Here is a 22,583-nt window from a genome sequence, read left to right as displayed (position 1 = left end):
TCCCTCTCTCCCCATCCCCCCCTCTCCCCATCTCCCCCTCTCCCTCTCTCCCTATCTCCCTCTCTCCCTATCTCCCCATCTCCCCATCTCCCCATCTCCCCATCTCCCCATCTCCCCATCTCCCCACCCTCTCCTTAATTATGGGTATTCAAGCAGACTTGATATTACCTATTCCCAGATCCGCTGTTCCCTACAGCTTACCACTCTACATATAAAATATTATCCATCCACGGCAGCTTAACAACTCGTATGCTCCAAGGAATTCTATCTAGTAAAATATCGTAGGTTTCACGTTCAACCTGTAGCAGCCAACTACCATCACGAACTCTCACAATACCGTTTCTCTGCAAAAAAGCTTTTCTAAATCCTTCTATTGATGTATTTTTCAAAATAGACCAATTTTGAATCACAGCATATAATAAGTTTTCACATTCTGCTCGTTCTTGTGGGGTGATTTCTAAATTGGTGTCTATAGGTTCTAATAAATCTATACCGCATAGTATTTTATTAAGAGGTAAACTGTGTTCTGGTATTTCTGTTGAGTTATCAACTAAATACTGGAGTAAAAGGGCTGCTCGTTCAGCAGATATGGTATTAATAAAAATCTTATCTTGTACCAATCCTATTTTGACAAAGAAGCGAGTCAGAAATGGCCATAGCAAAATTAATCCCCCATTGTAAATATAGATTTCATCAGAGTCACTAAAAGTATTGACAACATCTGGAAATCTGGTTTGATTAGACTTGAGTTCTTGTTGGATGTTGAGTTTAAGAGTTTGAATACTTTTCTGTAGTTGTTTGAAGCGTGTAATCAGGTCTGATGACCTTTGGACTTGGGCAGGATTATTGATTTCATTTAGTAATATTTCTATTTCAGTCTTAAGTTGATTAATTTGCTGTTTATGTTGGGGTAAGATCTGGCTATTGAAATCAAGGTGTTGCAATTCCCTTAATAGGTGTTCCAGTTGTTCCCTTTCTTTAATAAACTGTGTCTCTTGGCTAGGGATTTGGATTCTATCTAAGATTTCTGGAAGTCGGCTTTTAAATCCTTTTCCTTGTCTGACTAGATGCTCTATCTTAGCAACAATATTCTTTAAAAACTCAGGATAGTTAATCCGATTACTAGTGGCAATATGTAATAAATTGTCTTGGACTAATTTGAGTTTATCTAGTTTAGTCTTACTATCTGAAGAGAGGCTGAACAATAGTCCTTGCCATATCTCCAATCTCAATTTGGCTGCCGGAATATTTCTCGTCTGCTCTAGCTGTTCCAAGACAGGTTTGATGTCTGTATTATAGTCGGCAATAAACGGGACTAAATCCCCAGTAAACAATCCGGCTATTTTGAGAAGTATTGAATCCGAAAATTGGTAAATAAGCCGCTGCAATTGCTTGGGATTTTTTAAGCTTTGCTGAACCAGAGACTTGACCTGACTTGGGGAATTGGTGATCAGGCGATCGCCATAGTCTTCTAGCTCTTGTTTGCTGAAGTTTTCCGGTAGTATACCGGTTTGGATAAAGTCGCTAAAAATTTCTAGTTGTGAAGCTCTTTCTTCTGCTCTAATTAACTGTGTATCTTGGCTGGGGATTTGGATTCTATCTAAGATTTCTGTCAGTTGACTTTTAAATCCTTTTCCTTCTCTGACTAGATGCTCTATCTTGGCAACAAGATTAGTTAACAACTCAGCATAGTTAATGTTATTACTACTGGCAATATGTAATAAATTTTCTTCGATTAACTTGAGCTTATCTACTTGAGTATTACTCTGTGAGGAGATACTGAAAAGTATTCCTTGCCATATCTCCAATCTCAATTTGGCTGCCGGAATATTTATGGTCTGCTCTAGCTGTGCCAAGACCGGTTTTATGTCTGTATTATAGTCGGCAATAAACTGGACTAAATCCCCAGTAAATAATCCGACGATTTTGAGAAGTATTGAATCCGAAAATTGGTAAATAAGCCGCTGCAATTGCTTGGAATTTTTTAGGCTTTGCTGAACAATAGACTTGACCTGATTTGGGTAATTGGTGAGCAGGCGATCGCAATAGTCTTCTAGCTCTTGTTTGCTGAAGTTTTCCGGTAGTATACCGGTTTGGATAAAGTCGCTAAAAATCTCTATTTGTGAAGCTCTTTCTTCTGCTCTAATCAACTGTGCATCTTGGCCAGGGATTTGGATTTTATCTAAGATTTCTGGAAGTGTGCTTTTAAATCCTTTTCCTTCTCTGACTAGATGCTCTATCTTGGCAACAAGATTCTTTAAAAACTCAGGATAGTTAATCCGATTACTGGTGGCAATGTGTAATAAATTTTCTTGGATTAACTTGAGCTTATCTACTTGAGTATTACTATTTGAGGAGATACTGAAAAGTATTCCTTGCCATATTTCTAATCGCAATTTGGCTGCCGGAATATTTCTCGTCTGCTCTAGCTGTTCCAAGACAGGTTTGATGTCTGTATTATAGTCGGCAATAAACGGGACTGAATCCCCAGTCAACAATCCGGCTATTTTGAGAAGTATTGAATCCGAAAATTGGTAAATAAGGCGCTGCAATTGCTTGGAATTTTTTAGGCTTTGCTGAACAATATATTTTACCTGATTTGGGGAATTGGTGATCAGGCGATCGCAATAGTCTTCTAGCTCTTGTTTACTTAAGTTTTCTGCCCACCACGGTAGCATACCTGTTTGGATAAAGTAGCTAAAAACCTCTAGTTGTAAAGCTCTTTTACTAGCAATCTCTGATTTGCAAATTTGATCAGATAGTCTTTGATAGCGAGTTGCACTTACAGAGGTAATTTTATTTACTTCTATATTTTCCCCCGTCTCTCCCTCTGTTCTAGCAAGCAGTGGTGAAGACTCACCCAACTCAGTATTAGGTTGTGGCTGTGTTGACAAACTGGAACTTGAGTGGCTAATTTGTTCTTCTAATTGCTGTTGAATTTGTGCTATAATTTTGTCAATCAATTCCTGTTCTAGATTATTGATATCGATATTGCCTAGGTCTATTTCTAGGGTATTAATTCGATGTATTGTATCTAAATCGCTGAACTGATTAAATAAATTATCAATCAGGGGGAGGACTTTATAGCGATATAGTCTACTTACCTCATTTTGCAGTTCAAAAGCACCTTGCTGTGAACTTAAATTAAGTTCTATAATCTGTTTTTTGATAATATGTCGTTGTTGGTTCACTTCCAAAGGCTTTAACAAATAACTTCAAAATCTGTGCCGATAGTCATATATCCTAAAACATTAAATGGTAGAGTTGAAATACTACCATTTACCAAAAATTCGATCAGGTTATTAGTTGAATTTTTATCCATTTTTGTATTTAGCCAGAGCTGGTAGGCATTTTCAAATTTTATCATATTAGGTTTGTCTAACCAGTGGCAATAAGGAGTTATATGGGCGGGTATTTCGGCAATGATAATGTTATAAATTAGCTGTTTAAAGTTTTCTTCTTGAAAGCGAGGCAGCCAATCAGGGAATACAAAACTGATTTGGAAAGAGTAAGGATCTATTGTGTTTGAATCTGTGTTTGAATCTGTGTTTGATTTAAATTCTGAAAAATTCTCGTCTGAGTCGGGGTCGTTACTGCTGCGAGGACGAAGTAAAATATGTTCGACTATATGGAAACCTTCGGTTTCATCCGATTCATTGCAGAGAGCCAAAGTTTTTCGATGGTAAGGAATTCCTAGTAAACTACAAATTCTTTGTTTTAGTCCCGATACGTTTTCTGTATCCCAAACCTGACTGGAATCAGTGTAATTAAAGGCTTTACCCCTCCCGGCGCTAATTTGGGGATAATTTTGTAAGAAACTAATTTTATCATCAATCAGTTTTTCATCCAGAATTGATTCATATAAAAGTAAAGAATAATCTGTGAACTTTTCACAAAACTGTGCCATTAAATGATCCAGGAAACGGTTTATTCTTATCTTATCAATATCATTTTTATCTTCTGGTAAATTTTGCTCAAGGTTTAGGATTTCTGGCGCACCTGGAATGGGATAAAGTTCCTGGTAAAAGTAGGTTTTCTTGTTCTTAGTTTGAAAAGAGAATAAATCTTTAGCATGGTCTAATTGAGCAAAATAGTTAGCTAAAAGTTGGTCAAAAAACATTAAATAAGCTTGTAGCTGCTTGGCTTGAGCCTTGCGTTTGGGAGATGCGGAAGCCGGTAAACCTATTTCTCCAATACCGTAAGTAGCAGGAAAATCATTTTGGATTGATTCATAGTCAGATAATTCTCGGTATTGTCCCACTGGGATGGGGATATCTTTTCTTTGTGTAGTTGATGGTGTTTGGGTATTTTTTTGTTGTAATGATTCCAGATTAGTTTTAGCTTTAGCCAGGTTCGGATTGCACGGAATTTGTCCTTTATAAAAGGTAATGTTACTTGTCAAGCCATCTATATCTTTGAGTTGGGGTGTTAGATTAGGATCTAATGCTAACGCCCATTCTTCTGATTCTGATGACTTGTCGCTTGAAATAGTAATTATTATAACAGTTTTTATCCCTGGAATATCTAAAATAATCCGAATTATGTCAGAGGTGTGCAGTTGGTTTTTCTTGATAAAACTATCAAGTTTTTCATCGTCAATGAAGCCATGTTCCAGGGGAACACCATCAAAAATAGCTTCAGGAGTTTTGCCTTGCTCCAGTAGTTCTTTTAAGGTAAAAAATTGTAGGTGAGGAGAAATAAAATTATCTAAGTCCAAATATATCTGTGCCATTAATTCATTCACATCAAATCCTTCTTCAATCTCAATCTCGGCTTTGTTGATGGTGATTTCTTCAATGGGTAAAATTTCGACTGAAGCAAAATCTTCACACAAATTTCGATGCTGATTAAGTTTAGATTTTACTTTTTCGATGAGACTCGCTTCGTCAGAGACATTTTTTTATTTTTCGATTAGTACCCGATAAATTCCATTTAAGTTGACTTGCTTAGTGCGTTTAGAAGCTTCAAAAGTTAAGGTATGAAGAAGCGAATCGTAATAAATTGGGGGTTGTGAATTCTTAATGGGTTTAACCCATGCATTTTTAACACCATCAATGTCGATTAGCAGTTTGCGATAATCATTAATTGTGAGGGGATTAACGGTGAGGATTTCTCTGGCTGTGAAAAACTGTTTCCTGTTTTCTCCAGTTTTTTCTCCAGGAGCAGGCGCAAGCAAGTCTTTCATCTCGAAGTCAAGGCGATAGCTTAAATCCGTGATGGCATAGCAAAGTTGTTCTAGGATAGTAATACCGGGATCGTGGGTATTGTAGTCTGTCCACAGTTTCCCCCCTAGGCGTTCGATGTGCTTGATTCCTTCTTGTCGCAATAAAGCGAAATTCATGCCAGGATGTTCTGGGGGGGCGTTGGAGATGGTAAGGTTTTCAGTCATGATAGTAGCTTCTTACAGAAGTTGGGGACAGGGAACAGGGAATTCGTGCCCATTTGAAGACCGCTATATCAGGTACAATGGAGCGTGTACCTATGATGCTCGTTGAGCAGCTTCCCGCAGGGTAGCTACAGCGCAATAATGGGAAGGCATAAGCCATTTTTTTGCTTTCTGGGTTTTTGTTGATGCTATTGCACAGCCTGAGCTGCAATCGACTATGCTTTCCTATCAGATAGAGCGTGAGCCTTCTTGGGACATTAAAGGTAAATCCGGTCGCCTAAGGGGTTTGGAAATAATTTTTCTGTTGCTTGCCGTTTGTCGTTTCCGTAAGTCATCACAGATGGCTTTCAAATCGTAATTGAAAGTTCTAGCGTGTTCCTCTCGAATTCTGTAGATCTCTTCTAGAATTTCATCTCTCCACATTTTTATTCTCCCATTAATCAAATAGTGGATAACTCCTATTATACTGGTTTCAATGTAGACGGTTTCGCTCACAGAAATCTCTAAAATCTCTTCATCCCTCATCCTACAGCATTTAATCCTTGTTCTGAGGGTGTGTTGCTAAAGCCTCCGTTTCTAATCCTTGCAAATTGTCTGATTTCGAGGTAGCACCATTATGTTTAGCTAGCTCTTCTTCCAATACCTGAATTGCTCCTTGGATGCGGAGTAAGGTTTCACGGACATTGGCTTGTTTGGCTTCTAAATCGGCGAGTACTTTTTGTCCTGATTCAAATTCGGCTTTTAGTTGGGTTAGGCGTTTTTCTAGTTGTTCTTTCATGTTCCTTGTTGAGGATGATCGGTTACAATACAGCAGTTTTTAATTGGGTGAGGTGCAAATTATTGGGTTTTAGGGAGTAGGGAGTAGGGAATAAAGAAGAGGGAAAAAATCCTCTGTACTTCGTTACTATTAAAACCGCTATAGTATATTATAGCGTTTCTCGCAGTTATGAGGTACAGTCTTCTTTGACGTTGATTCCCTATCTTGATGCAGCGCATCCCTCTTCCCTATTCCCTCTTCTGTCTTCCCTGTTCCCTGTTCCCTGTTCCCTGTTCCCTACAATCCATAAATTGTATATCTCATAGCTATGATAATTGCTATATTTCAGATAGTTTTTGATAATAACTTTTCCACTGACACTTCAACATGGGGAAAAGCAACTGGATATAAAGTTCCATAGGCTTTGGTTTGTTTGATTTGATAACTATCCCCTGATGGTTGCTGAAACACGATCAGTTGTTGAGCTTTTAAATCTACAACCCAGTATTCTAAAATGCCAGCACGAGCATAGGCAATTCGCTTCTGTTCTAAGTCTTTTTCCAAGGTAGTGTCAGATATTTCTATCAATAAGTAAATTTCCTCGGCAGAAGGGTGACGATTGTCATACAAGGAAACTGGCAATTTAACAACAGCAATATCTGGTTCAGGTTCTGAATCAGGAAGGGAAACCGGATGTGCTTCGTAGATTTTAGCGCGTCCCCGGAGCTTTTCCCGTAAATAGTCTGCCATAGAATCGTTGATTTTCCGATGCAATGGTCCCTCTGGTGACATTTCAATAATTTTTCCCTCTAGTAATTCCACATGACGCTCACTGAGGATACCTGCTGCAATCATGTGATGATAGTCTTCAATTGACCATTTAGCTAAGGTAATCATTGCTCTACTCTAATTAAAGATGGCTCTTTTGGAATTGCTCCTTGGATGGGGAGTAAGGTTTTACGAACATTATTTAATAACTTGGCACAATCACCTCAATTTCAGGATGCCAATTAAAATCATCTTCATTAAACGTATAAATACTGGTTACTCCATGGGATATCATAATTGCCAGGTGCATTAAATCAAATACTCTAGCCCCCTTTACAGGGTTTATTTTGAGCAATTCAAACCATTCCTTAAAGATATTATCTGACATGGAGAGAAGTTCTATATTGGGCATTTGCATAAATCTTTCAATCCGCATTATTGTCTCTTGAGTAGTCAGAGGATTGGCTACAGATTTGGAACTAGTAACAACAGCATAAAACTCGGCAATTACCTGAGAAGACAGACAGATAACTTCTCTTTGACTAGGTCTTAAAATTTCTAAAGCTGCCCGATGTTTTTGCCTATTATCCTTACTTAAATCAATTGAATATACCAGAATGTTAGTGTCTAAATACCGTTTTATTTTCTTATTCGATGCCATAGACATTACTTCTAGTAAGTGGTTCTTTTACACCAAGGTCAGCAACCAACCAATCAAACTCTTGATGAAGTTGCTTCAAGTCTTCTTTCTCTTTGTCTTCTTTTTTACTTATATCTTGTGAAAAACTATTCTGTTGAGAAACCGCCTTAAAAGCAGCAATAATTTCTTCAAGCATAGCAATCTGTTTCGGACTTAGATCTGTCACATCTATGACTTTATTTTTCATTACAATTTTCCTCGTTTACTATTAGGTGTTTTGATTATAGCATGAGCGATCTCACTTGGTTCATGTAGGGTGGGCAGTGCCTACCAACTGTTTTGAGTTCGGCTAGACGTTTCTCCAGTTGTTGTTTCATGTTCCTTTAATTTTTAGATTCAGGTTCGGTTGAAATTTGGAGATGGTGCGTTACGCTACCGCTAACGCACCCTACAATATCGGCGATCGCACTAAACACCTATTATTGGTAAGTAAAATGCCATGACCACAAGTGTTCTTCCGCCACCGAAGCCATCTAGGCATGATGGGTTGCTATTCCACCTTGCCACATTGTCGCCAACTTTCTTCGACTGGAGCTTAACGGTATGCTCACCTGTCCCAAGCGGCAAGACGAGATTGCCATTCAAATTCACATTAGGATGATTAGAGCTATGGGCTTGAAAGTGCGAACCAGATTGGGGACAGCCATTACCGTCCACGACTAGCCTTGTTGCAACGAGATTACGACCTTTACAATTCCCCTCTGGTTGGACATTAATTGAATAGGTACAAAAAATTATTGCTTTTCTATCTAGGGTGAAAGTAACTGATGTATCGGAAACATCTTCCCACCCCGCGCATGTGATAGAAACATCAGTCTCTGGTTGGGCTGCCCATATTCCAGCCAAAACCCCGCCACCTTTAATTTTTCCTAACACATCCAGCTTTGCCTCTGGACTATCCGTACCAATCCCCACATTGCCCTTTCCAGGCATTAAGGCAATATGATCGTGACAATGATTAGATGTTCCAATCTCCAGTGTCTTTGCCTCTGGTTCGCATCCTCCACGGTAATATCTGATCCAGGCAGCATCACCACAACTTAGTTGTATCGCTCCAGTTACAGTTAGGTTTTTTACTGAAAGCTCCTGACTCGCAGAACCAGAAAAACGTGTTTTTGTGTCTACATAGGTTTTAATTGCTTTCTCCGTTGGTATTGCCCGATCGCTATTACCTTCGAGAGTACAATCACAAGAAAATTCATTCACCGCTACTCCCTGTTGTAGCTTAAGATTGCCCTTCACTTCTAGTTTTGCCCCTGGATTTGTCGTCCCAATCCCCACATTACCATCTTTGGTGACGTTGAATACATCACACGCTTCTGCTGTAGAAAAGCTCAATCGCCCACCAGGTTTATTGGCAATTTCTACCCGATTATTCAATCCTTCGTTGGTGGAAAGTTCTAATACGGCTAGGTTAGTGCAAGATTGAAATAAGCCTACTGCATCTGATCCTAGGACATGAAACTTGTGAGTTGGATTGCTCGTCCCAATCCCCACATTGCCTTTTCCAGGCATTAAAACAATATGATCGTCACAATGATTAGATGTTCCAATCTCCAGTGTCCTTGCCTCTGGTTCACCTCCTCGACGGTAATATCTGATCCAGGCAGTATCACCACAACTTAGTTGTATCGCTCCATTTACAGTTAGGTTTTTTGCTGAAAAATCCTGACTCACAGAACCATTGAGAAGCGCTTTAGTATCGGCATAGGTTTTAATTGCTTTCTCCGTTGGTATTGCACAATCGCTATTATCTTTGAGAGTACCATCACAAGAAAATTCATTCACCGCTACTCCCTGTTGTAGCTTGAGATTGCCCTTCACTTCTAGTTTTGCCCCTGGATCTATCGTCCCAATCCCCACATGGCAATCTTTGATAACCATCTGTACTATTCCGTCAGTACCAGGGTTCAGTTCATTGTTATCATGAGTACCACCTTTGTACCAAGCAAAATTATTGTCAGTGCGGAAATATTGAGTGCCATGCTGTATTCCTATCCCGTAATTATTATTACACATGTTAATTATCTGTATTGTCGGTGTATCAAAGCTAAGACTTCCTGAGACAGATAATTCCTTTGTGGTTGTACGGCCATCTACCAGTAGGTTATTATCCCCTGGATCGGAATCACCACCAACGTGCAAACCGCCATTTATAGAGAGTTTAGCCCTTGGATTTGTCGTCCCAATCCCCACATTGCCCTTTCGAGGCATTAAGGCAATATGATCGTCACAATCATTCGATGTCCCTATCTCCAGTGTCGTATTTTCTCCTGAATTTCCACAACGGTAATACCTGATCCAGGCAGCATCTTTACTACCATAACCCGGTTCTTTAGTAAAGAGAATACCGTGGTTTTCTCTATTACCCGCACTTGGTTTGATTACTCCATTTACAGTTAGATTTTTTGCTGAAAAATCCTCACTCACAGAACCATTGAGAAGTGCTTTAGTATCGGCATAGGTTTTAATTGCTTTTTCCGTTGGTATGGCCAGATCGCTACAACCTTTGAGAGTACCATCACAAGAAAATGCATTCACCGCTACTCCGTAGCATAGCTTTAAATTTCCCTTAACTTCTAGTTTGGCATCTGGACAGGTCGTCCCAATCCCCACATTGCCTGATTCTCTATCAATGGTTAAATGTTTTCCTTTTGAAACGCAGTCGCTATAGCTTTCTATATAGAATTTGTTGTCTGGATTCCCAATGTACTTAAGGTCAAAACCCCAGTTTGCTGCGGTCGATTCTCGCAATTGAATGGTTGCATTATCATTATCTCCTTGACCCCAAATCTTCAGGACAGGTTCATTTCCTTTAATTTCCAGCTTGGCCTCTGGACAATCCGTCCCAATCCCCACCTTGCCATATTTATTAATCAGAAAAATCGTATCCTTTAACTCACCAGCAATCCGCAAAGCATCTTCATGACACGTCTGCTGAATATGGAGTTTCGCCGTCGGCTGATGATCGATACTCAGTCCGACATTCCCGTTACTGCTGTCAATAAAAAGCTTGCTCTTGCTAACTTCACCAGAAGCAGAATGAGATATATTTAAACCTACCTTGTTTCCATCACGCTTTTGATTAATACTCCAAGTCTTCGTATCACCCGCATAAAAATCCAACAGTTTCTCATCCGTACCTTGGGCGGTAATCTTGAGGGGGGCGGTAATCTTGAGGGGAGTATCTGCCCCAGCCGGGTTTTCTATGCCATCATCTTTTATATTGAGGGTGGAATCAATAAAGTCGGCAAAATCCTGTTGAGAAGGCTTTTTACCTGTCTTGAATAATTGTTTTAGTTGACTTCTCTTCTTTTGAACCATGCTCTTTAACTCCTTTTAACTAACTTCAAAATCAGTAACAATACTCATATAACCAATCCCCTCAAAATCCTCTTCATCATAAGATTTTTCTGTGCCCATCAGGTAGATAATATGTTGAGGGGCAGAAACCAAAATTGAATCAGGATGTTGCACCTGGGCAAGATTAGACGGAATCACCCGATAATAGATATCTGACTTGCCGCCAGATCCAGCTTTAATGCCGACTTGCTCAATTAATTTGAGATAGCCAACATAATCTACATAGGGTCTTTTATCAATAAAATGGATCACTGAGGAATTATGGATTGAACTACCAAAGGTAATATATGCTTGTTCTTCATAGGCCCACGGGGACAAAAAGCGTTTAATATCTTCATTGAGTTGTTTGAGATAGTTCCCCTGGTCAGATCCAGCGCGAAAACGGATACCCACTTTGTATTGAATGGGTTTGTACCGGGGATTTTTCACCACGATTTGCACAAATGGTGAGGTATAGTTTTGCAGGTATGCCTGGATTTCCTTTAGTAAGTAGGAAGGTGCTTTGGGTTCCAGGGGAAAGAAAGGCGCAGTATTCGCCACGTCGGGAATTACCACCACAGTTACCTTGGCATCACCAGGATTGTGGTTGCCAGCAGCAGAGGTGATACATTTCACCTTATAGATTTGGGGGAAATGTTCCAATACCAGGCGTTCGTAATCCCAGGCAGTTATAGCCCTCTGTTTATGGCGCAGTCTTTCACTCACCCGCATGGTGAAGGCGCGATTGTCTTCTTTTGGTTTACCGCCAAAGGAACTATAGGGCTGTTGTACTGTGTTGATGGCGGGATCTCGTGTTACAAATCCTTGAATGGAATTAGCTGGGAGCGGTTTACTTAAATGGTCGGCTGCATTCCCCTGATTCACAAAGGTCGCCCTGACTGCTTGGGTTTTGATGTCCAGAGTATCAGGAATTGCAGCAGCGTTTTCCGTGACGGTGCCTCGTAACCAATGTAAACCACTGGGTAATAATTGCTGCTGACTGGTGGCTCCCTCAGGGATACTCAAGCGGATAATCCCCGAATCCACTAACCCGTTGGTACTATCGGAAAGCATCTCTGTATCTTTAAATTCTTGCCAAGAATTACCACTCAAGTAACTCCAGTGAATCTGTGGTGGAGTTAGTTCCCCATTGCCACTTCCCGGTATCATTTGGAAGAGGATGGAAATGTTTTGGGGTGGTTGCAGATTGCGGATACCGATGTATAAAGTGCCTTCTTCTTGATAGTTCGGTAACAGATAATATTGGTTGTCTTGATATAGAGTTTGGATATCGGCATAGCCAAAGGGATGAAGTTGGAAGATTTGACTAGAGTGAGGTTGATTTGGGGCGTTTTTTAGGTCAATCTCTTCTGAGGCGGTATAGTCGAGGGAGATGGCTTTAACTTGCGGGGTGTAAGGGCGATAAACGGTTAGGATTTTGATATCATCATTCGTTGCCAAAGCCACCTTATTTAATACTACTGGATATAAATCATGGGCAAATGCAAAATCTGGGCTTGCTAATTCCAGTTGAAAATACCTTCTTTGTTCAAAAGGATCATCTGTATCGGTTTCATAGGAAGAAGTGTCGAGAGAATAGCCTGGAATTTGATAATTGAGGTGAATTGGATTACTTAAAGTATTGTCTTCTTGGGTAAAGATAGATTTGGAGCTTTCAATCTCCACACAGCTTCGGTTATTAAAAAGCTTCAAACTGGCTTTAAAGCTGTTATTAGTAATTGCCTCCGGAATTACCTCGGTGCTATTGTATGCATGATAATGGGTGGCAAAGTCTTGAGGAAGTCCCATCCACTCCATATTAATGGCAAGACTATCTAATTTTTTGGTGCTAATTTCTCGATTAGCGAAGTAAAACCCCGAACCTGCTTTAGGATTATTGCCAAAGGGTTGAAAAGGAGTTTTGGTATTTAGTACTGAGTTATCGTTCCGCAGTTGGACATCTTGACTATTTTCTACTTTAACTTGTATGTTTACTTTTTCTAAGCGTACCGATTTCAATTGATCGTAATATAGTTTTTCCTGGGTATTTTCTGCTGATGATATTTCTTTCAACAGAATTTTTACCACTGGATAGGGAGTGTCCAGGAAAAAAGTTGATTCATCTGGTTGGGGTGGCAAGATAGCAGGTAGGGTGGGATCGAGGGTTAATTTAAACTGCAAACTGTTGAAATAAATAGCAGAAGTACGATAGAGCTTAATCTGGCCAGTACTAACAGCATCTTGAGATAAATTACCGATACCAATTTGCTGTATATTAGCTTTTTTATTGTTAACTAATCCTGTAATCTGGAATATCTTGCCGTCATTCCAGACAAGAAGTTGCTTCACGTTGCTAGCAGAAAAGGTATGTTCAGAGCCTTCACGAAAAGAAACGCTTGTCAAGTTATCGTTGTCCGAAGCAGTGGAACCCAGAGATATTTCTGTACTGCTATAAGAGACTAGTGGTTCTTCTACAAGAAAAACGCCAATTTCATATTCAAAGGATTCCGGCTGTATCCATTGCGCTTCACTACTCAAGTAAATTTCAAAAGGGCCATTTTCACTACTTAGTATTGCCTGGAACTTATCCCGATTCAAAGTCCTTTCTTCACCGGTGAAGGTAAGGGTAATATTACGTGTTCCTTCTTGTAACAACAAGACGGGAGAAGTAACGGCAAAACCGATGGACTTTTGCGGGGTTTGAGTAATGTTACCAAAAGTCTTAAAACGTTGTGCTTTAGTTGCTTGTCCCTCTTCTGCCTCAATTATAGAACTGGCATGGATATTCTTAATTTCGGTTTTTCCAATGGGAGGGTAAGTAAAGTTCCTTTTTTTTGTTTGCGCTTTCTCAACGAGGCGATAGACTTCTTTCCAGTTAGTATTTTCTGTAGTAGCTTGGATTTCCATAATCTTCCGGAAATCTGCCACACTCAGATACAGTTCTTCTTTGACATATCTAATAACTCGCTCTTGGTCAAGATGATCAAATATCTCTTGGAGGGTTGTATAACCATTAGGCATTTCCGGCAAATCATCACCAGGATTAGGATGACCAAGAGCCAATTGCATCATGCTCTCGAAACCAGACTGTTCTCGCTTTTCTTTTAAGGCATTACGCCTCCCCATGGTAATTTTTTTTCTGTAGGCTTTTTCTATTATTTTATAAACTTCGTTCCATTCTAATTCTGTAGGTTCTTCTTTATCTGCTTGGGCTTTATTTATTTGCCTATCATGGATATCAAAGCAATAGTTAAAATCGTCTGTGTTGAGGAAAAATAATTGTTCTGTAATATAAGTAATATAAGAGGTTATGTTATTATCTGTTTGTTGATTATCTTGAGTCGCTTGATAAATAGTTCCTTTGAGATAATTAATATCAACATCAACATCAACAGTTTGACCATCAACTTGAACATTTATCTTAGGAAGTTGGTCTCCTTGGTTGGGGCTGCCAACCGCCCATCGCAGCATATTTTCAAAACTTTGATCGCTCTTATTATCTTGATTATGAATTTCTTCTAAACCAATAGAATTTTTTTCTATAAATAACGTTTTGATGCTGGCTACTTGAGCTTGATTAACAACTATATCTTCATCGGTGGCATAGTTAATATTAACCCCTTCACTATCTTGTCCAGCACTGAGCAAAGTACCCTTGTTAATAAGATGGGCTTCTTCTCCTTGCGCCAGCTCAAAAATTACATGAATCTTGTCTGGAACTTCCTCTTTTGTCGTTAACGCCAGTACCTCTTTATAGTAAAAATCGAGATATCTTTGGGTCAGTGCCTTGAACTGTTGCTGAGGATAGCGTAATAATTGTAAAAACGTGAACAACAAAACTAGATGAGGTTGAGCTAATTTACTCTGTGTCGATGGCTCGTCTGCGAAACTTTCCGGGTTATTAATGTAAGCAACCATTTGCTCAACATCTCCCGCCAAGAAACTCGACCAATTACCATTTATCCGATTGGACTCATCGTAATAGTTTAGTTTTGTGGCATACTCTTGTACGAAGGTGAGTAAATCATAAACATCCCGCTCATCTACTCCCACATAATCTGGTTCGAGTTCCCTTAGCAAGCGTCCGCGCTGACTAACGCCATCCCGAAAAATATGATGTATAATTTTCTTGTTTGTATTCATAACTAAATTCTACATCATTGATCAAGATGGCGGATGTAAACTTTATTAACAAGCCAATCTTAAATAAAGTAATAAATATTCATATAAGGAACGAAAATAAAATTGTAAGCATTCAGCTATCAGCCGTCAGCGCTCAGCGCTCAGCTAATGGGCTAGGGCGTGTCTTCAAACTCGGAGATCCCCCTAAATCCCCCTTAAAAAAGGGGGACTTTGAGTATGGCTCCCCCCTTCCGCGCGGGGGGCTGGGGGGGATCTAAATCTTGCGGAAAACTTTGAAAACACGCCCTAGGCTCACGCTACTTGAGGTGCTTATGGGCTATGGACAAGCTAAACCGAACATTGAATAAGCGATGCAGCAAGGGAACAGGGCAGGCAGTCGGCCAAAGGGGGTGGGTGCATCTCAGTTTTGCCTAATGGCAAAACTGAGTTAGGATTTTTCAATGGTAGGGTGGGCAAAATTCAAGCGGTTGTCGGTTTGATTAGAAATCATGGCTAATTTGCCCACCCTACAAGAGCGGCGCTCGGACGCTAAAGGATTGTCCTATTAATTCAAAGTCTTTGGTTTCTTGATTTTTAAGTTTGGTTCGAATCTGGGCAAATTGTCTAACTACATTGGGGTTATATAATCGTTCACCACAATGTAAACAGACTTCGGCTTCTACTTGAACAATGGCTGTATTTCCCCCACCTTTGAGGAGTTTTTTAACTTGTTTTGTGGTCAATTATCCTTGAAAATTAGGACATTTTTTCGGGGTTTTCATCACTATCTCCTTATTTTACCATTAATCCACTTTTTCGGATCAGGTCGATATACAGTAACTAAAATAGCTGTGTTTGTTTCTTGATCATAATCCCGGACGCTATGAATTGGCTCAGTTGCAAAGTTTTCGCCATAGATTAGGCAGCGCGGATAAGGTTGATGATTAGTATAGTCTTCTAGAATTTCACCATACAGGACGGAATGATAAATTTCATCAAAAGACAATTGATCTTCTTCTGCTTCTTCGTCAGCATGATCGGTAATCCAAAATCGATAATCAAGAATTGCCTCACGAATTTTATTGATATTCATTCATTTTAGCTTACATCTGATTAAGGATAAGTGTATTTTCCTATTTTAATCGATAAAGCACCGAATATTACCAGTAGTAGGGTGGGCAAATTCTGAGAGTTTGACAATTTGATCAAGAATCATGTCCATTTGCCCACCCTACAAAAGCGTACGCACTAAATAAGCATTCAGCAGTCAGCGGTGAGCTAAAAGCTCACGCTACTTGAGGTGCCGTCAACTTTCCATAACTCAGTGGGGTAGGGTGGGCAAATTCTGAGAGTTTGACAATTTGATCAACAATCATGTCCATTTGCCCACCCTACAAAAGCGATCACACTATTAGTGGTCGGGTGGGCAAATTCTGAGAGTTTGACAATTTGATCAACAATCATGTCCATTTGCCCACCCTACAAAAGCGTACGCACTATTAGTGGTCGGGTGGGCAAATTCTGAGAGTTTGACAATTTGATCAACAATCATGTCCATTTGCCCACCCTACAAAAGCGTACGCACTGATAGCTGAATGCTGATAGCTAATAGCTGATATAGCAATCCGTGTAGGAATTTAGAGAACTTTGTTCCCTACTCCCTACTCCCTACTCCCTGTTCCCTTTGCTCTAGCTGATAGCTGATCGCTTGCGTTCGCGTAGCGGCTCTTTCAGAGCATCGCATTTCTTTACATTATCTCTCAAAAAAAAATTTCTAAAAACCCTTGACAATGTTATTTATACTCATTATGAGTATAAACGTAAACAAAAAGCAAAAGGTTACCCTTATGCCATCAGAATTTCCAACTAATAATCCAGACAACAATCCCGATGATTCTTCCTCAAAAAAAATCCGTGTTCAGCACATTTTGAGGGGCTCCCGCAAGGCAGTAACTAATACCATGCATGCCCTGTATGCACTGGGTTACGCCCAAATATCCGAGTGGAGTCCTCTGCAGCCGACGGATGTTCCCGGAGAATTCATAACAATTATGACCAAGTACTTGAGGCTCCGTTAACACGTTAAATTGCTGGGGGGTTTTCCCCCCGGCCAAACCATCCGGTCCAATCCCGTAGCGTGACCTTCGGCCAATCCCATAGGATCACGTCTGGATAAGTTAGAAAACTGAATGACATAAGGTAAATTCCTAGCCGTGGATAGTATTTCTGCGGCTATTTTTTTTTAGGTTGTTCGCCTTTGGCGTTCCCGAAGGGTAGGTTAGTTGGTTGAAGGTTGAACGCGATGGACGAAGTCCCGCTTTCAGCGATCGCGTGGCCTTTTGGCCAAGGTTAGGCGTAGGGTGGGCAAATCATGAAAGTAATACCATAAGATCGCGAATCATGTCGATTTGCCCACCCGACCTGAGTTGAAAGCACTGTAGGGTGGGCAAATTCTGAGAGTTTGACAATTTCATCACGAATCATGTCGATTTGCTCACCAAACAAGAGCGATCGGCGTTCGCGCAGCGTGGCCAAAGGCCTCAGCCGCCCCAAAGGCGATCGCATTACAAGATCGGCGATTGGCCGTAGGCCACGCTACGCGATCGTACTTGTATAATTGAGTTAATCTCAGTTCTGATCTGCACAAGATGCCTAACCGCGATCGCTTCCATTATGGTGTTCGCCGTGCCCTAGAAAAAGACGGGTGGTTGATTACTGATGATCCCCTTCGCCTGCGTTGGGGTAAGCAAGATATGTACGTCGATCTAGCAGCAGAAAAACTGCTCCTAGCTGAGAAAGATCAGCTACAGATTGCTGTTGAGATTAAAACCTTTGGTGGTCCCTCTTCAATTGCTGATGCTCAAAAATCCCTAGGTCAATATTTTATTTATCTCTCTGTGATCAAACGCTTAGAACCTCAACGCAAGCTTTATCTAGCACTCCACGAAGAAGTATATGAAGATTTCTTTACAGAACCCCTGGGAGAAATCATTCTCAGTGATTACAAAGTGCCTATTATTGTCTTTGACCCCGATCGGGAGGTTATTATCCGATGGATAGATTAACTAATTACCGCAAACTAATTCGAGAAATTATCACAAATCATACAAAAGTGCCCTATAAGCATGGAGATATTAAGTTTGAGACGGTCTTTGATCCGGAATCCGATCGCTACCTGCTGATGATTTTAGGCCGTCAGAATAAGCACTATCAGCATGGTTGTTTAATCCATGTTGATATTATCGACGGAAAAATCTGGATTCAACGAGATGGCACAGAAGTTGGAGTGGCTAACGAATTCGTTGAAGCTGGTGTCCCAAAAAAGCAAATTGTTTTGGGTTTTAAGTCACCATTACGCAGGAAAGATACGGAATTTGCCGTTGCGTAGGGCGTACCCTATTAGCGCGATCGCAAAAGCTAGGGTAGTAGATCGCATTCCGTCGGGTAGGGTGGGCAAATACTGTACCGAAGGCAATTTCATCATCAATCCTGACTATTTGCCCACTACAAGCAAGGGGTAGGGTGGGCAAATCATCAACCATAAACGAATAAATCATAAATCTAGTCCATTTGCCCACCCTACTGCTATTTGCCCACCCGACAAGGTGAGGGGTAGTGCGATCGCATTCCGTAGGGTAGGGTGGGCAAATTCTGTACCGAAGGCAATTTCATCATCAATCCTGACTATTTGCCCACTACAAGCAAGGGGTAGGGTGGGCAAATCATCAACCATAAACGAATAAATCATAAATCTAGTCCATTTGCCCACCCTACTGCTCGCTTTGTGTCATGTCCATTTGCCCACTACTCCGGCCCATTTGCCCACCCTACTACTGAATCGGGATTAAACTGAAACACACGATGCTCGCCACGATCAATATCTCAATATGTCGAACTATCGTCGTTCTTATGTGCCAGGAGGAGTATTTTTTCTGACAATAGTCACATATCGCCGTATTCCTCTATTTTCAGATGTTGAGAATATATTTCGGTTACGGAAGGCGATCGCAAAAATGCGGACAGAAAAACCCTTTGACATCACAGCAGCGGTTGTGTTACCGGATCATCTTCATTTTATCTGGTCGTTACCACCGGATGATTCTAATTATTCGAGCGCGAGTCTCTCGGTTTAAGGTGTTATTTACCCGCTCTTTACGGGGAAAACGCTCATTTTCGGTAGATGTTTCTGCTTCTCGTCGTAAGCATCGAGAAAGCAATGTCTGGCAACGTCGGTTTTGGGAGCATACAATTCGTAATGACCATGATTTACACCGACATATAGATTATATTCACTATAATCCAGTTAAACATGGTTTGGTGTCTTGTCCTCATTTGTGGGAATATTCCAGTTTTCACAAATGGGTGGAGCTTCGCAAGTATCGACCCGATTGGGGGTGTTGTTGTGGCAGGAATTTACCACAAATTCAAGCTTTTAGCGATTTAGAAGATTTTGCAGGGGAGTAGGGTGGGCAAATTCTGAATGTGGGGTAGGGTGGGCAAATTATGAATGAAAGACCAATTGATCATCAATCATCGACATGCAGCCCACCCGACAAGAGCGAACACTTTGCTTTAACCCAACCAACAATATAGGTGATCCCATGACCAGCGGGTAGTCGGGTAGGGTGGGCAAAAAATGATAGTTTGGTAATTTCATCAGGAATCCTGTCCATTTGCCCACCCTACTAGCGATCGCACTACTGAGTAGGGTAGGGTGGGCAAAAAATGATAGTTTGGCTTCTTCATCACGAATCATGTCCATTTGCCCACCCGACAAGAGCGATCGCACTACTTTCACCCACATCCGATAATCAGTTAGGATTTTGGGTTTTATCCCGCGAATCCCCCTGGTCATACCTCTCTATTCTCTAGAGACTCCTACCAGGAACGAGCCACACTTATGAGCAAGGTGCGGATCAGCTTCGCATTGAGACTTACCTTAACCATTGGTGGCGGTGGGTTAGAAGTGGGGTGGATGGGGTGAGTCTGTTTGGTTTTGGGTTGGTGGTTTACATGGCTTTAACCCAACAGACCACAGAGGCTTACCCATTCGGTAGGGTAGGGTGGGCAAATAATGAGACTTTGACCATAAGCTCAGTGAGCTAGTCTATTTGCCCACCCTACAAGAGCTTTATCAGCGATCGCACTGAGAGTACAGCAAAGTTACACCGAAAAAATGTCCCTTTGCCCACCCTACCAGCTCGGCGTACGGACTATTGATCTCGGTATGCCTTCAGGATGTCAAACCTCGTCTGGGCCGACACGCTGCCTCCTGCAAAACCAGGAAAACCACTCTGCTGTTTCCACCATTCCGTCTCTCTTTGGGCTACCTTATTTAGATTATCGTCGGTGGGCGGTAAGGATAATAAGCCCTCAGCTTCAAGTTGTTTATAATGGTTTCCTATTTCCCCTGACACTGTCTCCCCGCTCATACTATAGAATTCCTGGACTGGCATAGCCATGACCCCACCAACATGGGTGCGGGGTAAATACTTTGATAACAGTTCGTATGCTTCTTGGCGTCCTCCGCTTTTCCTTGATTCAACCGGACGTGGTTCTACCTTCCATCCTGTGTATGCTCTCATCGCAGCCCCTCCCCTGAACATTCTTGCTACTAAACCAGGCTTCCTCTGTACCACCTCCGTCATATCATGGTCTTCTGTTCTTGTCATCGGGACCTGTGTAATTCGGCAGGCGTTCTCATCCCGCCTCTTCATCCACGCTTTTTTTCCCATTTCTTCGGCTTCTCTTTCTAATTCCACATCGTCGTTGAGCTGTACGCCATTCTTCTGCACCTTTCTCTTCACCCTTGCCTGCTTCTGCTGAACCACATGCCACGCCTCATGGGCCAAATGCTTCTCCTGCCCCGGCCCCACATGAATCTCCGTACCCTGTGCATAAGCTAGAGCCTGCAATTGTGCCGGTTTCTGAGAGTTGTAATGCACCCTCACATCATCCATCGAATAGCCAGAGAGGTTCTCTATTCCTGCCTTGAGGCGATCAGGCAAGCCAGTTTTGTTTTCTTTTACCCTCCTCGATGCCCTCATGCTATCGCCATAAGTCACCGAATCCCCCGTCAACGGTTGTGCTCGACCCTGCACCATCATCCTTTTAGGCTGCACTACCAGATGCCCACCGTGATTCGCCCCTTCTTGGTTTTTCTCCACCGGCTGTCCTATACTTAGCTTTGCTTGCAGCCCCATTTCATACCATCCTGTGTCGGGCACGTATTGTCCCGTTTCCAGGGAGTGCATCACATTAGCCATTCTACTTCCCCATTCCCCGACCCCCTCTAATGCGTTCCACTCCCTGTCCTCTGCATCCAATCTTCTTCTAGAACCCATCACTCTGGAGTCTTTCTTTTTTTGAGCTATTGACAACGAGGTAGAGTGAGAATATTTCGGTTTATAGGTATGAGTAGTGCGCATAGCTATTTCCTTTTACCTTGTACCCTATTAGAAAAGAATATAAGTCGATTCCACCGTCTTAATGGAGCGCGACATGGCACCCCAAACTCAAACCAACTGGTATCACTCTAATATTAGTTCTCTGTTTCAAGAAATCTGGCGAGTTCGTAACTATTTAGAAAACTACATAGAAGGTAAAGAAAATCAACAAATCGTAACTGAAATTATTGACGATACTTCTGCCCTGGCTCAACTTTGTAACAAATTCCTTCTCTCCCCCTTTGAAAGGGATATCCTGCTCATGTGCGCGGGAATGGAAATAGAACCATACTTCCATTCTTTGTTTGCCAAAGCCCAAAAAAATAGTCCAAACAAAAACTATCCTACTCTCAGTTTAGCTTTTGACGCCCTTCCCGGAGCCAATTGGGGTGTCCTTTCTCCCCAACGCCCTTTACTAAACTTGCAACTGCTCCACATAGAACCAGGATTGATCCTAAGCCAGTCCCCCCTCTATATTGACCAGCGTATCCTCTGCTTTCTTTTAGGAGAATATGCCACAGACCAGGAATTAGCAGGAAAGATCAAACCCCAACCGCCTCAGACCAACCTTCATCTTTTGCCTAGCTCTCAGTTAAGTATAGTGGAGCAATTGATCACCATTTGGTCTGGGGGCGAGGGGAGAAATAGCTATCCCGTGGTGCAATTATCTGGCTCGGATCGAAGCACTAAATACCAAATTGCCTCCGCCACTTGTCAGGGTTTGGGGTTAAAGTTACACACTCTAGAACCATTGGCTGTGACCACCAACCCCCAGGAAGTGTACCAACTGGGGAAGCGTTGGGAAAGGGAAGCCCATCTTAGCAATAGTGTCCTGTTTATTGACTGCGATAGTTATAATTTTTCTGAGCCTGGGCGGGAGTTGGCTCTGAGCAAATTTATTGATAGTAACAATACTCCTTTAATCCTCAGCTGCAATGACCGAAAAATTGACTGTCAGCGGACTATTGTTAACCTTGACATCCCCCCATTGAGCCACGAGGAAAAATATTGCCTGTGGGAAAGCCATATAGGGTCAGCAGCAGCAGAACTTAACGGTCAACT

21 protein-coding genes and 1 pseudogene are annotated in these 22,583 nt (G+C 41.5%); 5 read left to right on the top strand and 17 right to left on the bottom strand.

The features are described 5' to 3' along the window. Window positions 1-197: 197 nt before the first annotated feature. From F6K51_RS27740 to F6K51_RS27680, 12 genes are all read right to left on the bottom strand, one after another. Complete coding sequence (locus F6K51_RS27740) at window positions 198-3,191, bottom strand: contractile injection system tape measure protein (RefSeq protein WP_293026194.1); 2,994 nt, start codon at window positions 3,189-3,191, stop codon at window positions 198-200. A gap of 11 nt (window positions 3,192-3,202) precedes the next feature. Further along, on the bottom strand, window positions 3,203-4,834 hold the full coding sequence (locus F6K51_RS27735) for a hypothetical protein (RefSeq protein WP_293026192.1): 1,632 nt from the start codon (window positions 4,832-4,834) through the stop codon (window positions 3,203-3,205). A gap of 66 nt (window positions 4,835-4,900) precedes the next feature. Beyond that, the gene (locus F6K51_RS27730; RefSeq protein ID WP_293026190.1) at window positions 4,901-5,389 is read right to left on the bottom strand and encodes a hypothetical protein; all 489 of its coding nucleotides are present in this window, start codon (window positions 5,387-5,389) and stop codon (window positions 4,901-4,903) included. A gap of 225 nt (window positions 5,390-5,614) precedes the next feature. Further along, window positions 5,615-5,809 carry a hypothetical protein gene (locus F6K51_RS27720; protein ID WP_293026188.1) on the bottom strand — a complete coding sequence of 65 codons (195 nt, stop codon included), beginning with the start codon at window positions 5,807-5,809 and terminating at the stop codon, window positions 5,615-5,617. 112 nt (window positions 5,810-5,921) lie between these two features. Next, window positions 5,922-6,164, bottom strand: a complete 243-nt coding sequence (locus tag F6K51_RS27715) for a hypothetical protein (RefSeq protein WP_293026186.1) — start codon at window positions 6,162-6,164, stop codon at window positions 5,922-5,924. A 324-nt stretch (window positions 6,165-6,488) separates the two neighbouring features. Then, window positions 6,489-7,040 carry a Uma2 family endonuclease gene (locus F6K51_RS27710; protein WP_293026184.1) on the bottom strand — a complete coding sequence of 184 codons (552 nt, stop codon included), beginning with the start codon at window positions 7,038-7,040 and terminating at the stop codon, window positions 6,489-6,491. 73 nt (window positions 7,041-7,113) lie between these two features. After that, window positions 7,114-7,572, bottom strand: a complete 459-nt coding sequence (locus F6K51_RS27705; RefSeq protein ID WP_293026182.1) for a PIN domain-containing protein — start codon at window positions 7,570-7,572, stop codon at window positions 7,114-7,116. Further along, window positions 7,559-7,798, bottom strand: a complete 240-nt coding sequence (locus tag F6K51_RS27700) for a hypothetical protein (RefSeq protein ID WP_293026180.1) — start codon at window positions 7,796-7,798, stop codon at window positions 7,559-7,561. Before F6K51_RS27700 ends, F6K51_RS27705 begins: the two co-directional genes overlap by 14 nt. Before the next feature lie 221 nt (window positions 7,799-8,019). Further along, a complete protein-coding gene (locus tag F6K51_RS27695) occupies window positions 8,020-10,935 on the bottom strand; it encodes a hypothetical protein (RefSeq protein WP_293026178.1) in 2,916 nt (971 codons plus the stop codon). Between the two features lie 15 nt (window positions 10,936-10,950). Beyond that, the gene (locus F6K51_RS27690) at window positions 10,951-15,096 is read right to left on the bottom strand and encodes a baseplate J/gp47 family protein (protein ID WP_293026176.1); all 4,146 of its coding nucleotides are present in this window, start codon (window positions 15,094-15,096) and stop codon (window positions 10,951-10,953) included. Window positions 15,097-15,602: 506 nt separating this feature from the next. Continuing rightward, the gene (locus F6K51_RS27685) at window positions 15,603-15,818 is read right to left on the bottom strand and encodes a YgiT-type zinc finger protein (protein WP_293026174.1); all 216 of its coding nucleotides are present in this window, start codon (window positions 15,816-15,818) and stop codon (window positions 15,603-15,605) included. A gap of 41 nt (window positions 15,819-15,859) precedes the next feature. Next, window positions 15,860-16,168 carry a DUF4258 domain-containing protein gene (locus F6K51_RS27680; RefSeq protein ID WP_293026172.1) on the bottom strand — a complete coding sequence of 103 codons (309 nt, stop codon included), beginning with the start codon at window positions 16,166-16,168 and terminating at the stop codon, window positions 15,860-15,862. Between the two features lie 754 nt (window positions 16,169-16,922). Here F6K51_RS27680 and F6K51_RS27675 point away from each other — a divergent pair. After that, a complete protein-coding gene (locus F6K51_RS27675; protein WP_293026170.1) occupies window positions 16,923-17,153 on the top strand; it encodes a hypothetical protein in 231 nt (76 codons plus the stop codon). Between the two features lie 271 nt (window positions 17,154-17,424). Here F6K51_RS27675 and F6K51_RS27670 read toward each other — a convergent pair whose 3' ends face one another. Then, window positions 17,425-17,640, bottom strand: coding sequence for a hypothetical protein (locus tag F6K51_RS27670; protein WP_293026168.1), 216 nt, complete (start codon window positions 17,638-17,640; stop codon window positions 17,425-17,427). 83 nt (window positions 17,641-17,723) lie between these two features. Between F6K51_RS27670 and F6K51_RS27665 the strand changes: the two genes are divergently transcribed. Further along, a complete protein-coding gene (locus F6K51_RS27665) occupies window positions 17,724-18,140 on the top strand; it encodes an element excision factor XisH family protein (RefSeq protein ID WP_293026166.1) in 417 nt (138 codons plus the stop codon). Further along, window positions 18,128-18,463: a XisI protein gene (locus tag F6K51_RS27660; RefSeq protein ID WP_293026164.1), complete on the top strand. Its 336-nt coding sequence runs from the start codon at window positions 18,128-18,130 to the stop codon at window positions 18,461-18,463. The genes F6K51_RS27665 and F6K51_RS27660 overlap by 13 nt, the downstream gene beginning before the upstream one ends. On the opposite strand, the gene F6K51_RS27655 is transcribed toward F6K51_RS27660, so the two are convergent. Together F6K51_RS27655 and F6K51_RS27650 are read right to left on the bottom strand one after the other, a co-directional pair. After that, window positions 18,417-18,632 carry a hypothetical protein gene (locus F6K51_RS27655; protein WP_293026162.1) on the bottom strand — a complete coding sequence of 72 codons (216 nt, stop codon included), beginning with the start codon at window positions 18,630-18,632 and terminating at the stop codon, window positions 18,417-18,419. The genes F6K51_RS27660 and F6K51_RS27655 overlap by 47 nt on opposite strands. After that, complete coding sequence (locus F6K51_RS27650) at window positions 18,629-18,823, bottom strand: hypothetical protein (protein ID WP_293026160.1); 195 nt, start codon at window positions 18,821-18,823, stop codon at window positions 18,629-18,631. Before F6K51_RS27650 ends, F6K51_RS27655 begins: the two co-directional genes overlap by 4 nt. Window positions 18,824-19,047: 224 nt before the next feature. Here F6K51_RS27650 and F6K51_RS27645 point away from each other — a divergent pair, with 224 nt between their 5' ends. Then, a complete protein-coding gene (locus F6K51_RS27645; RefSeq protein WP_293026158.1) occupies window positions 19,048-19,539 on the top strand; it encodes a hypothetical protein in 492 nt (163 codons plus the stop codon). 37 nt (window positions 19,540-19,576) lie between these two features. Here F6K51_RS27645 and F6K51_RS27640 read toward each other — a convergent pair whose 3' ends face one another. Both F6K51_RS27640 and F6K51_RS27635 read right to left on the bottom strand, forming a co-directional pair. Continuing rightward, entirely contained in the window at window positions 19,577-19,930 is a 354-nt protein-coding gene (locus F6K51_RS27640) for a hypothetical protein (RefSeq protein ID WP_293026156.1), read from the bottom strand. Window positions 19,931-20,288: 358 nt separating this feature from the next. Further along, window positions 20,289-21,503, bottom strand: coding sequence for a DUF4157 domain-containing protein (locus tag F6K51_RS27635; RefSeq protein WP_293026154.1), 1,215 nt, complete (start codon window positions 21,501-21,503; stop codon window positions 20,289-20,291). Window positions 21,504-21,576: 73 nt separating this feature from the next. Between F6K51_RS27635 and F6K51_RS27630 the strand changes: the two are divergent. Next, a pseudogene (locus F6K51_RS27630) lies at window positions 21,577-22,583 on the top strand (ATP-binding protein); the annotation flags it as partial.

It is taken from the genome of Moorena sp. SIO3I8 (assembly GCF_010692325.1).
Lineage (GTDB): Bacteria > Cyanobacteriota > Cyanobacteriia > Cyanobacteriales > Coleofasciculaceae > Moorena.
Note: the sequence above shows the minus strand (reverse complement) of the source record. Positions and strands in the feature narration are given on the sequence as shown.

Coding starts and splice junctions, on each gene's coding strand:
- F6K51_RS27730 (WP_293026190.1), bottom strand. CDS start 5,389: ATGACTGAAAACCTTACCATCTCCAACGCCCCCCCAGAACATCCTGGC.
- F6K51_RS27720 (WP_293026188.1), bottom strand. CDS start 5,809: ATGTGGAGAGATGAAATTCTAGAAGAGATCTACAGAATTCGAGAGGAA.
- F6K51_RS27715 (WP_293026186.1), bottom strand. CDS start 6,164: ATGAAAGAACAACTAGAAAAACGCCTAACCCAACTAAAAGCCGAATTT.
- F6K51_RS27710 (WP_293026184.1), bottom strand. CDS start 7,040: ATGATTACCTTAGCTAAATGGTCAATTGAAGACTATCATCACATGATT.
- F6K51_RS27705 (WP_293026182.1), bottom strand. CDS start 7,572: ATGGCATCGAATAAGAAAATAAAACGGTATTTAGACACTAACATTCTG.
- F6K51_RS27700 (WP_293026180.1), bottom strand. CDS start 7,798: ATGAAAAATAAAGTCATAGATGTGACAGATCTAAGTCCGAAACAGATT.
- F6K51_RS27695 (WP_293026178.1), bottom strand. CDS start 10,935: ATGGTTCAAAAGAAGAGAAGTCAACTAAAACAATTATTCAAGACAGGT.
- F6K51_RS27690 (WP_293026176.1), bottom strand. CDS start 15,096: ATGAATACAAACAAGAAAATTATACATCATATTTTTCGGGATGGCGTT.
- F6K51_RS27680 (WP_293026172.1), bottom strand. CDS start 16,168: ATGAATATCAATAAAATTCGTGAGGCAATTCTTGATTATCGATTTTGG.
- F6K51_RS27675 (WP_293026170.1), top strand. CDS start 16,923: ATGCCATCAGAATTTCCAACTAATAATCCAGACAACAATCCCGATGAT.
- F6K51_RS27670 (WP_293026168.1), bottom strand. CDS start 17,640: ATGCGATCGCCTTTGGGGCGGCTGAGGCCTTTGGCCACGCTGCGCGAA.
- F6K51_RS27665 (WP_293026166.1), top strand. CDS start 17,724: ATGCCTAACCGCGATCGCTTCCATTATGGTGTTCGCCGTGCCCTAGAA.
- F6K51_RS27660 (WP_293026164.1), top strand. CDS start 18,128: ATGGATAGATTAACTAATTACCGCAAACTAATTCGAGAAATTATCACA.
- F6K51_RS27655 (WP_293026162.1), bottom strand. CDS start 18,632: ATGATTTATTCGTTTATGGTTGATGATTTGCCCACCCTACCCCTTGCT.
- F6K51_RS27650 (WP_293026160.1), bottom strand. CDS start 18,823: ATGATTTATTCGTTTATGGTTGATGATTTGCCCACCCTACCCCTTGCT.
- F6K51_RS27645 (WP_293026158.1), top strand. CDS start 19,048: ATGTTGAGAATATATTTCGGTTACGGAAGGCGATCGCAAAAATGCGGA.
- F6K51_RS27640 (WP_293026156.1), bottom strand. CDS start 19,930: ATGACCAGGGGGATTCGCGGGATAAAACCCAAAATCCTAACTGATTAT.
- F6K51_RS27635 (WP_293026154.1), bottom strand. CDS start 21,503: ATGCGCACTACTCATACCTATAAACCGAAATATTCTCACTCTACCTCG.